Source organism: Nocardia uniformis NBRC 13702 (assembly GCF_001613345.1).
GTDB classification, from domain to species: domain Bacteria; phylum Actinomycetota; class Actinomycetes; order Mycobacteriales; family Mycobacteriaceae; genus Nocardia; species Nocardia uniformis.
The window spans coordinates 60,056-72,234 of sequence record NZ_BDCE01000057.1 but is presented as its reverse complement, the minus strand read 5'-3'; the positions used below and the strand labels follow the sequence as shown (position 1 = coordinate 72,234).

The window sequence follows — 12,179 nt, the reverse complement described above, 5'->3', positions numbered from 1 at the left end:
TGTCGGTAACGGGCGATAACCTCGGTGAGTGCAGGTACTCGACGGTGTGGCGATCAGGACGTTCGCGGATGCCGAGGCATTCGACGGTTGGCTGGCCGAGAACTACGGGCTCGGCGAGGGTGTGTGGATCAAGGTCGCCAAGAAGAAGTCCGGAATCGCATCGGTGACCGATGACGAGTTGGTCGATGTCGGCCTGTGCTGGGGCTGGATCTCCGGGCAGCGAAAAGGCCTCGACGAGCGGTACTACCTACAGTAATACGTACCGCGCCGAGCCAGGAGCCTGTGGTCGCAGGTGAATGTGGACCAGGTCGCGATGCTGACCGCGCAGGGGCGTATGCGCGAACCCGGACTGGCGGAGGTCCGCAAGGCACAGCGGGACGGGCGCTGGGCCGCGGCCTACGAATCCCAGCGAACGGCGACGGTGCCGCCGGATCTCGCGGCCGCGTTGGCGGAGAACTCGCAGGCCAATGCCGTATTCGAGACGCTGGACAAGTCCGGACGCTACCAACTGATGCTGCCGCTCCTACAGGCGCTGTCCCCGGAAGCCAGGCAGGCCCGCCTCGACAAGGCCATTCAGTTCCTGACGGGGGCCGCACCGGGCGCGTGACCAACACCGGCCCGCAGGTCACCGATTCGGAGTCTGGTTGGATGGGCGAAGTGACCAGCGTGCCCTTCCGATTGTTCTCCTCCGTCCGTATCGACGAGGCAATGCCCGCGTGGGCGGAACACTTCCCACAGTTCGATATGGTCGTCGGCTACTCGGACCTCGGCCACGCCTTCCTGATGAGCACCCGGACCGGCGAGTACGCGGTACTCGACCCCTACAGCGCGGCGTCCAAGACGTACGGGACCTTCGCCGACGTCACCGCCTTCATCCAGGACGTGCTGTTCGACCCGAACTTCATTACGTATGTGCTGCAGCCCCAGCATGTTTCGGCCATTCGCCGCCGCCTGGGCCCGCTCGGCGACGACGAGGTCTATATCGCCACCCCGTACCCGTTCCTCGGCGGCTCCGAGTCGCCGGAGGCCTACGACAAGGGCGGGGTCTGGGTGTTCTTCGACCTGGTCGCGCAGGCACACGGGTTCGAGTGACACGAAAAAACCCCGCACCCAATGGGTACGGGGTTCAGTCGTTTTTAGCTACGACGCTCAGATCGCGCGGACGTCCTGGGCCTGCGGCCCCTTCTGTCCCTGGCCGACCTCGAACTCCACGCGCTGTCCTTCTTCAAGGGACTTGAATCCCGAGCCGGACACGGCGGAGTAATGGACGAAGACGTCAGGGCCGCCACCGTCTTGAGCGATGAAGCCGAAGCCTTTTTCGCTGTTGAACCACTTCACACTGCCTTGAGCCATTGCTTACTTACTTCTTTTCTGTAGATGAGCCAAGCGGATCTCTGTGATAAGCCTGATCTCGTTGACCACTCTGCCATGGATCGGCCGAGAACCCCAGAAAAAGATGCAACGTGTGAGCTACCCGACTCTCACGGCGCGTTGCGGTCCGCGCCTCGCTGGGTCATTTTGACACGTCCCGGGTGCGGCCGGTAAGCCGCCCCCGGCCCGCGCCGCGTGGCGTAGCCCGGCAGCCTTTCGGGGGTGTGACGGGCCCTCGCGGCGGCGAATCCGGCGCACTGTTACGCGCGCCTGACCGAGCGTGTCTCCCTTCGATTCGCTATTTCCCGTGGGTGAGAGGACGATTCAGTAATGGATCAGAGTCACAGGCCCACACCGAGCCTCTTCAGTCACGAGACGGCTCCCCTCGAGACCGACTCCACAGCCTCGAACGGCGCGATCCAACGCCCCGTCTTCAGCAGTGGTACCGCACCGCAAACCGCGCCGCCGGACGTCACCGACGCCGGCGGGGCCGGATGAGCCCAATCGCACGATCCGCGGCAATGCCGCACTACAGAGTCGGATAGCTCCGCCACTCGACGGCGGGAGCACCCCCGGGGGGGATTTCAACGGGCGCTGCTTCACGCGCCACTCCGATGGCATGTTTGCTACCTATTCGCACTAATGGTTCCATAGGGCCGCGATACCTGATGACGAGGTTTGCGGTGACACAGCCGAATTTGCCGAGCAGTCCTGATTGCTTGGCGAAAGGAGCCGTGTCCCCATGTCTGTGCGCGATTCCCGCCGATGCCGCTGGGGAATCGGCAGTCCCCTGGTGGCGCTCGCGGTCGCAGGGATATGCGCGGCCGCGGCCGCGCATGCCAATGGATTCGCCGATGGCAGTGTCGCACCCCAGGGCGCGAACGATTGGGCGTGCAGGCCGACGGCCGCTCGACCGGAGCCGGTTCTGCTGATACACGGCACCTGGGGCAATCAGAACTCCTGGGACACCCTCGCCCCACAGCTGAAAGCCCATGGGCTATGCGTGTTTTCGCTCAACTACGGTCGTGCGGTGTTCAGCGTTCGCGGTTCCGATCCCGGGGTGTACGGCACCGCCGATATCCGTTCCTCCGCCCGGGAGATCGCGGGGTTCATCGACCGGGTGCGCACCGCCACCGGTGCGGCGAAGGTCGATATCGTCGCCCACTCACAGGGCGGGCCGCTGGCGCGACAGTACCTTCGATTCGAGGGCGGCGCACACCGAAATGACCCCGGCCGCAATACCGTCCGCCGACTGGTCACCATTGCCGCCACCAACCACGGCACCAACGCGGAGGGTCTCGACTCCCTACTACCCAGCGGCAGTGCCGCGGCGACCGTCGATGACATGATCGGCAGAGCGCTTGGTACCGCTGCGGCGCAACAACTCCCGGATAGCGAATTCCTCCGCACGCTGAATGCGGCGGGCGATACCGAACCCGGCATCGACTACACCGCGATCGCCAGCCGGGTGGACCGGGTCGTCACCCCACCCGAGGCCACCTTCCTCCGCGCCGGTCGGGGCGCGACCGTCGACAATGTCTGGGTCCAGGACCTGTGCCCCACCGACACTTTCCACCACGGCACCCTCCCCGACTCCCCCGCTGTCGCCTACCTCGTACACCGGGGCCTCGACCTCACCTACCCGGGCAGTCCCTGCCCCGCACCGAGTGCTGACCAGCAGAACTGATCAAGTGTATTCGGCGACAACGTGATAGAGGGCGGGGTTCGCGCTCGCGACCTGCCTGGCGGTATCGACCGAGGCCACCACGGCCGGATTCGCGCCAGCGGCCGCACAGGCTTCGGCACTGTCCCAATGTGCGACATTGACGAGTTGAAACCGCGCATCCGGCAGCAGCGCCCGGTGCAGGCGTACATCGCGAAATCCGGGTGCGTCGCGCATGAGCTTCGCGCGTTCGCGCCATTGCTCGATGAACCCGTCGATCCGGTCGGCGGGGATGTCGAGGACATTGATGAATGTGACGCCGTCGTCGGACATGCGCGCGCACTTCCCTTCCTGAGTTCACCTGTGTAACTTGCGTATACGTGTCAGAGGGCTGCCGCGGGCGAGGGCGCGCGGAATCGGGCGCGGTAGTCCGTCGGCGAAGTGCCGAGCACTTTCCCGAAGACGCGCCGCATTGTTTCCTCGGAGCCGAACCCGCAGCGGCGGGCGATCGGGGCGACCGGGTCATCGCTGGTCTGCAATAGCCGCTGGGCGGCCTCGACCCGCACCCGCTCGACATACTGCGCGGGAGTCGTGCCGATCTCCTTGCGGAACAGGCGAGTCAGCTGCCGCTCACCTACCGTGGCCCGTGCGGCCATGGCGGCCAGGCTGTGATCGGCCGACGGATCGGCGACAACGGCGTCGATCACCCGACGCAGACCGGATGTCCGCGGCGTCCCGACACCGGTCCGCACGCTGAACTGCGACTGCCCACCCGGCCTGCGTAGGAACACCACCAGATATTTGGCGAGGGAGCGCGCGACATCCGCGCCCTCATCCTCCTCCACCAGCGCGAGCGCGAGATCGATACCCGCCGTCACGCCCGCCGACGTGATGACTGTCCCGTCCCGCACGAAGATGGCGTCCGGGTCGACCTCGATCTCCGGAAAGCGTTGTGCGAGATCGGTACACGCCATCCAGTGTGTAGTCGCCCGGCGTCCGTCGAGCAGACCAGCTTCGGCCAGGACGAAGGCGCCGGTGCAGATGGACGCCACCCGCCGTGCCACCCCTGCCACCGCCCGCACCGACCTCACCAGATCCTGCGAAATCGCTTCCTCCACACCGATTCCCGGAACCAACAGAGTGTCGACGCTGTCGGCGAAATCCTCGATCGTGCCCTCCACTCCCAGGGGCACACCGACATCACTGCGCACCGGCCGACCATCCGGTGAGGCGAACCGAACCCGCCGCCCGGCCCAGTGCAACACCTGCACCGGACCGGCGACATCGAGCAGCACAACCCCATCGGTCAGGGCGACCACCACATCACTTCGCTCCACCACCACGTTCGTAGTCTCTTCGAGACGGGAAAAGTCCGCAAGGACACGGTGCCCACAGATCCAGACATACAGGCCAGGTCGGGACCGCGCATGAGCGGTCCCGACCTGGAACTACCTACGGTGCCGCGTCGCCAGTGCGGTGTCCTCATACTGCCGAGGGTGAACGTATCCGTCATCCGACGCGCTTTGGCCGGGATCCACCACGGGCAGTGTGGATTCCGGCCAAAGGCACGCCGGAATGACGGGGCGGGGGTGCCCCGGACACTGCTGGACGCCGACTAGGACGAGATACCCGCCGACAGGGAACTCAGCAGGCAGCCCCAGTGCGGGGCTCCACCGGGGCAGCCGGGGTTGGCGACCGGGCCGACCTGTTCGACGGATTCGACCGACTGCAAGGGGACGGCCGAGGCCGGGATGGCCACGGCCATGGGAGCGAGCAGCACAGCGCCGATGAAGATTCCGGCGCGAAGGCGGTTACGCATGGATGGGTTCCTCTCCGGACGGCGATGAGGGGTCAGCCGTCGGCGGAACCGTATCGATGGCCGATCGTCGGCGCATAGACCCATGAACCTCTGTCCCTGAGATTCTGGGCTTCGACGCAGCGCCGACCGCATCCCGCGCCATCCCCGCACCTACGCTCCGCATGGGCTCCGAACTGCGGTGATGCCGGGATTCGGTAGCTACTACGGAATGAGAGCGATTAACTGACAAAGAGTTTCGCTGCGGCTGTGGCTAGCATCGGCGATCGTGCGTGTTGATTCTCCCGGACTTGTCCGGGTTCAGTTGATCGGGCTCATCTCGGGGGTGCTCGGTATTTTGCTGGCGGTGCTGACACCGCTACTGCCGGTTCGGCAGGATCGAGCGAGCCTGGATTGGCCGCAGGCGCAGGGGGTTCAGGTCACCGCGCCGCTGGTGGACTATGTGCCGCTCTCGATGGATGTGCGCGTGCCGTGTACGGCACTGCGGGATCTGGAGAGTGGGACCGTGGTGTCCACGGTGCCCGCGCAGGCACAGGGGGGTCGTTCGAAGGGGTTGTCGGCGCGGATCGAGGATAAGCCCGGTTCCGGGCGCACCCTGTCGGTACTGCTTCGCGATATCCCGCTGTTGAGCGCGTCCGTCGCCGAAATCACCGGAACGGCAACGGGGTCCGAGTCCGTGCTGCCCGCGGCTGATGACACCGGCGGGGGAACCGATCCGGCCGCCAACCCCGGTCCCGGTACCGCCGGGCCGTCCGGCGAGGGCCCGGCGGACGGTGCCGCACCGCCGCCGGGTGCCCCGCTGCCCGCGGGCACGCCACCGCCCGGCGCTCCGCTCCCGTCCGGCACGCCACCGCCCGGCGACGCGCCGCCCTCGGGCACTGCGCCCGGCACCGACGCGAAGCCCAGCACCACTACAGATCCCGGGGTCAGAGGGGCACCCCGGATCGATACGGGCCCGACCGTGAACGCGGAGTCCGCGCCGCCGCCCACCTGCGGCGCGCTCCTCCTGCACTCCACCGCCACGGCCACCACCATCGAACTCACCGGTGTCACCCGCGCGGACGGCACGCCCTTCCGAAACACGATTACCCGCGATGTGCGGCCGCAGATCGTCGGTGTCTACACCGATCTGGAGCGTGCCCAACTCGGCGACGCCCGGCTGCACGCCGAGGTGGACGCACGGTTCTCCTCCAGCCCGAGCCTGCTCAAGCTGGCCGCCATGGGCGGTGCGGTGCTGTTCACGATCGTGGCGCTGATCTGTCTGCACCGCATCGATACCACCGACGGCCGCCGGGCGCGCCGGTTCCTACCGGCCCGCTGGTGGCGGTTCACCGGCACCGATGCCATTGTGGGCGGCACGCTGCTGCTGTGGCATGTGATCGGGGCCAATACTTCCGACGACGGCTACATCCTCACCATGGCCCGGGCGTCGAAGCATGCCGGATATACGGCCAATTACTACCGCTGGTTCCAGGTCGCGGAGGCACCGTTCGGCTGGCCCTACGAGGTGCTGGCCCTGATGACCCGAATCAGCGATGCCAGCCTCTGGATGCGGCTGCCGTCACTATTGGCCGGGTTGCTGTGCTGGTGGGTGATCAGTCGAGAGGTCCTGCCCCGCTTGGGTTCTCGGGTGCGCATCAGCACCGCCGCGCGCTGGACCGCCGGATTGGTCTTCCTGGCCATCTGGCTGCCCTACAACAATGGCCTGCGCCCGGAACCGCTGATCGCCCTGGGGGCACTGCTGACCTGGTGCTCGATCGAACGCGCCATCGCCACCAGGCGGCTGCTTCCGGCCGCCGTGGCGGTCCTGATCGCGGCCTTCTCGCTGGCCGCCGGCCCGTCCGGATTGATCTGTCTGGCGGCCCTTTTCGCGGGAGCTCGCCCGCTGCTGCGGACGGTCATCACCCGCGCCCGAACCGGTTCCGGCCGCGCCGCGGGTCCACGAGTACTGCTGAATTACAGCGCACTGCTGGCTCCGGTCCTGGCCGCGGGCACGCTGGTCCTGGTCGTGGTGTTCGCGGATCAGACGGTGGCGACGGTGCTGGAGGCCACCCGCGTGCGCCAGCTGGTGGGCCCCAATCTGGCCTGGTTCGAGGAGACCACCCGCTGGAATTCGCTTTTGGCACTGACCCCCGACGGCTCGCTGACCCGCCGCTTCGGCATCCTCGGCATGCTGCTGTGCCTGGGAGTCTGTGTGCTGGTGGCGCTGCGCAAGGGCGGCCGGATCCCGGATACCGCGCGCGGCCCGGTGGCGCGTGTGCTCGCCATCGTGTTCATGTCATTACTGCTGATGATGTTCACCCCCACCAAGTGGACCCACCACTTCGGCGTGTACGCCGGACTGGCCGGTGCTCTGGCCGCGGTGACTGCAGTGGCGGTGGGCAGTAATGGAATTCGCGCCCGGTACAACCGCTCGCTGTTCGCCGCGGCGGTGCTGTTCCTGCTGGCCGTCACCTTCACCGGCTCGAATGGCTGGTGGTATGTATCCGGTTACGGGGTGACGTGGCCGAATCAGGCACCGACCGTGGCGGGGAAGGGCCTGTCCACGCTGTTCCTCGCCCTGGCGGTGCTGTGCCTGCTGGTGGCGGCGTGGCAGTACTTCCGGGAGCCGTACCGAACACCTGGTAGCGCGACGGCCGCAAAGCCTTTCGACCGCTTCGCCATTCGTCCGCTGACGGTGGCCGCGGCCGCGCTGGTGCTGTTCGAGGTGGGATCATTGGCCCAGGCCGCCTACGCGCAGTATCCGGCCTATTCGGTCGCGCTGTCGAATCTGCGCACGCTCGCGGGCCAGAACTGCGGACTGGCCGATCACGTGCTGGTGGAAATGAATACCGCGGATTCACTGCTACAGCCCTATACCGGCTCGGCCGCCGACGGACTCGCCGCCGAGAACACCGGATTCACCGCCAATGGGGTGGGCGATCTCGCGCCCGATGCGGACGGTCCCGGCGGCGGGGGCGGCGATAAGGGCAGTGGTGGCGACAAGAAGAAGGGCGGTCCCCCACCCGGTGGCGAAAAGCCCACCGAAGCCGGAATCAATGGCAGCACAGTGGCCTTGCCATTCGGTCTGGATCCGAAACGCACACCCGTGCTGGGCAGCTACACCACCGACGAGAAGCAACCGGCTCGCCTCACCACCCAGTGGTACCAATTGGATCTGGCTGCCGTACAGCAGGATTCCGCCTACCGGGTGCTGATTGTGACGGCGGCCGGGCGGATCGCCTCCGTGGACGGCACCGGCAAGGAGATCTACGGCCAGCAGTTGCGCGTGGAATTCGCACACCGCGCCGACGACGGCACCGTGCGGCCACTGGGCGAATTGGTGCCGCCGAATATCGGGGGTGCGCCGACCTGGCGGAATCTCCCGGTGGCGCTGGATCGAATTCCCGAGCGGACCAACGCCGTTCGCCTCGTCGCCAGTGCCGACGACCTCACCGATAAGCAGTGGCTGGCCATCACCCCGCCCCGGCTACCGCGCCTGGCCACCCTGAACTCCGTGGTCGGCGGCACCGATCCGGTGCTGACGGATTTCCATGTGGGCCTGGCCTTCCCGTGCCAACGCCCCTTCGATCACCGGGACGGCGTCGCACAGCTGCCGAACTGGCGGATCACGCCCGACAAGCTCAATTCCCAGGTCTCCGAGTCCTGGCAGGACGATATCGGCGGCGGTCCACTCGGGTGGACCGACCTGCTGGTGAAATCCCATGCCATCCCGGCGTACCTCGAGCACGATTGGGCGCGCGACTGGGGCGAACTGCGGCGACTCACCCCGTATACCGAAGCCCCTGCGGCCGAAATCGACGTACAAGTCGAAAGCCGTTGGGGCTGGGTGGATGACGGGCCCATCAAGGCTCGTTGACGGCGGACGCCCGGTGCCCGGTGGCCGGATATAGCTGAAATCGACGTCGCCTGGCCGCCTTCGTCATTCCGGCGTGTTTGTGGCCGGAATCCACATCCCGCCAGGATGACGGGGCGCTTTACGCCGGACGACAGGGAGTTACGCCAGGACGACAGGGAGTTACGCCGGAGCGCAGGGGGCGTTCCGACACCGCGACCTGTCCCGAACGCGGTCCGCCGCTGTCCGAATACCGAACAGCGGCGGACCTTTTCGTACTGACGTCGCTACTTCGGCGGAGCCTGACCTTCGCCGCCCGGCGGGCCCTCGGGCGGGGCCGGCCGCGCCCCTTCGGGCAGCGGCTTTCCGATGTGCTTCGCCAGATCGGGGATCAGTCGGTTGGCCACCTGCTCCCATTGACCCCAGTTGTGCACACCGATACTCGGGAAGTCATAGGTCACGTTCTCGTAGCCCAGCGACTCCATCTTCGACTGGAAGGCGCGGGTATTGGCCAGGGCGATGCCTTCCAGCGGCATGCCCTGGATGATCGCGTCCGACGAGGACAGGTCCTGCTGGGCCGGCTGACCGCTGCCCGCGGAGATGTACAGCCGGGTGCCATTCGCGGCCAGGGTGGACGCGAACCCGTAGGGGTCCAACCGCTTCCACTGTTCACTGCCCGCCGGTGCCATCGAATCGATGTTGTAGCCACCCGCGGCGAGCATGGCCATCCGCAGGGCCTCACGCATGCCCGGGGCCGACTGATACAGGTAACCGGACAGCGAACCGGCGTACACGAACTGCTCGGGGTGATAGGCGGCCATTACCAGCGCGGCACTACCGCCGCTGGACAGACCGAATACCCCATTGCGAGTCGAACTGAAGCCCAACCGATCACGCAGCGCGTTGGGCAGATTTTGAGTGAGGAAGGTTTCCCACTTGTAGGTGTAGGACTTACCGGAGGTCTCGGTCCATCCGGAGACCGCCGATCCGGAATCCGAACCGGGCAGACCCGACCCGTCCGGATTGACGCCGTTGAAGCTGCTCGGTTCCATCCAGTCGGCATAGAAGCTGGACTGACCGCCGACCGGGGTCACCACATTGATATTGAACTTGGTCAGCGCGGCCGGGATCTCGGTGTATTCCTCCCAGCCGTTCATATCGTTTTCGGCTCGCTCACCGTCGAGCAGGTACACCACCCGGTCGGTATTGCCATCGGCCGCACGGAAGATCCGGTTCTTGATCGAACCCATACTGGAGTCGACGAAGAAGTCGAACCCGGCCGGGTCGTACTCCGCCGCAGCGGGTCCCGCCATTGCCACCGACGCCCCGAACGGTAGCAATACGGCCACGACGGCACCCATTACGGTGCGCTCGAGCCATCCACCCCGGGTTCTGTGTCGGCGCTCCTGCGCCCCTCGCACAGCCACGCCACGCATATCCTGTTTTGCCCTTCCGTTGTGCGGCCGTACTCGACCGCTTCCCCGATCCACCGCCGCCCGCGTGGACGCGAGGCGGCGGCTCCTGTCGCGCAGCATATCGCGCGCCCCGGTCAGGGGTCTCTTCGAATCGATATGCGACACAGGCCGCTTGAATGTGAAGCGGGAGCATTTTACTGGAAGGTTGCTGGATGGCTTGGCCGAGCCGACTATCGCCCCGTACGGTGTCGGGAGGTCGGGAACCGGAACGAATCCATCCCAACAGCAAGGAGATTCACATGATCAACCTCCGGACTGCGGCTTTTGTAGGCCTCGCCGCGGCGGCACTGACCGCTGCCAGCAGCGCCTCTGCCAGCGCCGGGACCCCCGCCGAGTTCGATCAGCAGGCCGCCGCGGTGTGCTTCGAGACCGGTGGTGGCGAGTACCAGAAGGTTCAGTTCGCGATCCAGGGCTACCCGGCCTTCGTGAACTGCATCAGCGGCCCGGATATCCGGGTCACGCCGATGCCCGCTGGCGCCTACTGCACGATCATGGGCATGCCGCCGGTAGTCGGCGAGGCCGACGGCACCGGCGCGTGCCGCGCGCGGGGGTAGTCGAACAACGCAAAAGCCCCGCACCGGAGAGGTGCGGGGCTTTTCAGCAAGCTGAGTCGATCAGATCGCGCGGACGTCCTGGGCCTGCGGCCCCTTCTGTCCCTGGCCGACCTCGAACTCCACGCGCTGTCCCTCTTCGAGGGACTTGAATCCCGAGCCGGACACGGCGGAGTAGTGGACGAAGACGTCAGGGCCGCCACCGTCTTGTTCGATGAAGCCGAAGCCCTTTTCGGCGTTGAACCACTTAACAGTGCCTTGAGTCATTGCTACTTCATTCTTTTCCGTAGATGAGCCAAGCGCATCTGTGCGACAAACCTGGACTCAGTGTGTGGATGACGATTGCCGAGGAACCGGCGATTACCCCCCATAAAGTACCGCAACTTCCGAGCTACAAGCCCCCGCGGGCTGGCGTGTCCTCCGCCTCAGCGCAGACTTCGAGTGTGACGGGTGACAAATTTCGGCTGATTGTCGTGGACGGGGCCAATGTCGTCGGCGCTCGACCCGATGGTTGGTGGCGTGATCGCGCGGGTGCGGCCCACCGGTTGCTCGAGCGCCTCAGCTACTGGAGAGAAGCTCTGGATCAGCCCGCTGACCTGGTCGTTGTGCTCGAAGGCGCGGCGAAGGCAGCAATTGCCGGTGCCACGGAATTCCATGGAATTCGTGTCGTTTCAGCGGCCGGTTCCGGCGATGACGCGATCGTCGAGGTCGTGGCGGAAACCATCGCGCGCGACAATAACCTTTTGATCACGGTTGTCACGGCGGATCGCGGACTCCGCGAACGGGTCGAGCAATTAGGGGCCGTAACCGTCGGGCCTAGCTGGCTGCTGGATCGCATCGAGTCGTGACGATCGCGACCTCGGCGAGGGCGCGAGCCCCGGTGGCGACATCGGTCGCGTCGGCCAGATCGAGGCGAAGTTCGAGGTCGGGGGCGGTGGCCGGGCCGTCGTGATGAGTGACTCCGGTATCGGTCACGACGTAGTGCAACGTGGTGTCGCCGATGTGCACGGTTGCCGTCCCTGCCGAAACCATCTGGGCGACAGCGCGTCCCAGCGGTAGCGCGAACCAGTGGGCGCGCACCGCGTCGGTGGCGCGCCGCTCACCGAGTAGGGGGGTCCCCCAGATCGACAGCGCGTCGAGCACCGGGCGCAGCCCCAGCCCGGCGGGGGTGAGTTCGTAGACCACCGTCGAGGCGCGGGCCCCGGCACGCCCGCGGGTGAGGATGCCGTCGCGCTCGAGATCCTTGAGTCGGGCCGCGAGCATATCGGTGCTGATGCCAGGTAGGTCGGCGAACAGGTCGCTGTAACGGCGTGGGCCCGAACACAATTCGCGCACCACCAGCAGGCTCCACCGGTCCCCCACGATTTCGAGGGCCCGGCTGACGGCACAGTAGTGGTCGTAGCTTCGGCGTGGCACGAGCCCCACTGTAGCGAATCACTTGGAAAATCCAAGTGCATACTTTGAATTT

13 protein-coding genes and 1 pseudogene are annotated in these 12,179 nt (G+C 66.4%); 7 read left to right on the top strand and 7 right to left on the bottom strand.

The window, feature by feature from the left end; genetic code table 11:
- Positions 1-28: 28 nt before the first annotated feature.
- The 3 genes and pseudogenes from NU1_RS42815 to NU1_RS20490 form a co-directional block, all read left to right on the top strand.
- Positions 29-346, top strand: a pseudogene (locus tag NU1_RS42815) (YdeI/OmpD-associated family protein); the annotation flags it as partial.
- Positions 335-607 carry a YdeI/OmpD-associated family protein gene (locus NU1_RS42810; protein WP_249384811.1) on the top strand — a complete coding sequence of 91 codons (273 nt, stop codon included), beginning with the start codon at positions 335-337 and terminating at the stop codon, positions 605-607. The pseudogene NU1_RS42815 and the gene NU1_RS42810, both read left to right, overlap by 12 nt.
- 41 nt (positions 608-648) lie before the next feature.
- Positions 649-1,092 carry a T6SS immunity protein Tdi1 domain-containing protein gene (locus tag NU1_RS20490; RefSeq protein WP_067523552.1) on the top strand — a complete coding sequence of 148 codons (444 nt, stop codon included), beginning with the start codon at positions 649-651 and terminating at the stop codon, positions 1,090-1,092.
- Between the two features lie 57 nt (positions 1,093-1,149).
- Here the strand turns inward: NU1_RS20490 and NU1_RS20485 are convergent, their stop codons facing one another.
- On the bottom strand, positions 1,150-1,353 hold the full coding sequence (locus NU1_RS20485; protein WP_067523410.1) for a cold-shock protein: 204 nt from the start codon (positions 1,351-1,353) through the stop codon (positions 1,150-1,152).
- A gap of 760 nt (positions 1,354-2,113) precedes the next feature.
- Here NU1_RS20485 and NU1_RS20480 point away from each other — a divergent pair.
- Entirely contained in the window at positions 2,114-3,058 is a 945-nt protein-coding gene (locus NU1_RS20480) for an esterase/lipase family protein (protein WP_084521645.1), read from the top strand.
- On the opposite strand, the gene NU1_RS20475 is transcribed toward NU1_RS20480, so the two are convergent.
- From NU1_RS20475 to NU1_RS20465, 3 genes are all read right to left on the bottom strand, one after another.
- Positions 3,059-3,367, bottom strand: coding sequence for an antibiotic biosynthesis monooxygenase family protein (locus tag NU1_RS20475; protein WP_067523408.1), 309 nt, complete (start codon positions 3,365-3,367; stop codon positions 3,059-3,061).
- 50 nt (positions 3,368-3,417) lie between these two features.
- Complete coding sequence (locus NU1_RS20470; protein ID WP_067523407.1) at positions 3,418-4,377, bottom strand: GlxA family transcriptional regulator; 960 nt, start codon at positions 4,375-4,377, stop codon at positions 3,418-3,420.
- 272 nt (positions 4,378-4,649) lie between these two features.
- The gene (locus tag NU1_RS20465; protein WP_067523406.1) at positions 4,650-4,853 is read right to left on the bottom strand and encodes a hypothetical protein; all 204 of its coding nucleotides are present in this window, start codon (positions 4,851-4,853) and stop codon (positions 4,650-4,652) included.
- A 265-nt stretch (positions 4,854-5,118) separates the two neighbouring features.
- Between NU1_RS20465 and NU1_RS20460 the strand changes: the two genes are divergently transcribed.
- Positions 5,119-8,709 carry an arabinosyltransferase domain-containing protein gene (locus tag NU1_RS20460; protein ID WP_084521644.1) on the top strand — a complete coding sequence of 1,197 codons (3,591 nt, stop codon included), beginning with the start codon at positions 5,119-5,121 and terminating at the stop codon, positions 8,707-8,709.
- A gap of 263 nt (positions 8,710-8,972) precedes the next feature.
- Here the strand turns inward: NU1_RS20460 and NU1_RS20455 are convergent, their stop codons facing one another.
- Entirely contained in the window at positions 8,973-10,121 is a 1,149-nt protein-coding gene (locus NU1_RS20455; protein WP_371859819.1) for an alpha/beta hydrolase, read from the bottom strand.
- A 278-nt stretch (positions 10,122-10,399) separates the two neighbouring features.
- Here NU1_RS20455 and NU1_RS20450 point away from each other — a divergent pair, with 278 nt between their 5' ends.
- Positions 10,400-10,714, top strand: a complete 315-nt coding sequence (locus tag NU1_RS20450; RefSeq protein ID WP_157552645.1) for a hypothetical protein — start codon at positions 10,400-10,402, stop codon at positions 10,712-10,714.
- A gap of 60 nt (positions 10,715-10,774) precedes the next feature.
- Here the strand turns inward: NU1_RS20450 and NU1_RS20445 are convergent, their stop codons facing one another.
- The gene (locus NU1_RS20445) at positions 10,775-10,978 is read right to left on the bottom strand and encodes a cold-shock protein (RefSeq protein WP_067523403.1); all 204 of its coding nucleotides are present in this window, start codon (positions 10,976-10,978) and stop codon (positions 10,775-10,777) included.
- A 176-nt stretch (positions 10,979-11,154) separates the two neighbouring features.
- Here NU1_RS20445 and NU1_RS20440 point away from each other — a divergent pair, with 176 nt between their 5' ends.
- The gene (locus NU1_RS20440; RefSeq protein ID WP_067523402.1) at positions 11,155-11,559 is read left to right on the top strand and encodes a PIN domain-containing protein; all 405 of its coding nucleotides are present in this window, start codon (positions 11,155-11,157) and stop codon (positions 11,557-11,559) included.
- Here NU1_RS20440 and NU1_RS20435 read toward each other — a convergent pair.
- A complete protein-coding gene (locus NU1_RS20435) occupies positions 11,528-12,127 on the bottom strand; it encodes a winged helix-turn-helix transcriptional regulator (protein ID WP_067523401.1) in 600 nt (199 codons plus the stop codon). The genes NU1_RS20440 and NU1_RS20435 overlap by 32 nt on opposite strands.
- Positions 12,128-12,179 lie beyond the last annotated feature (52 nt).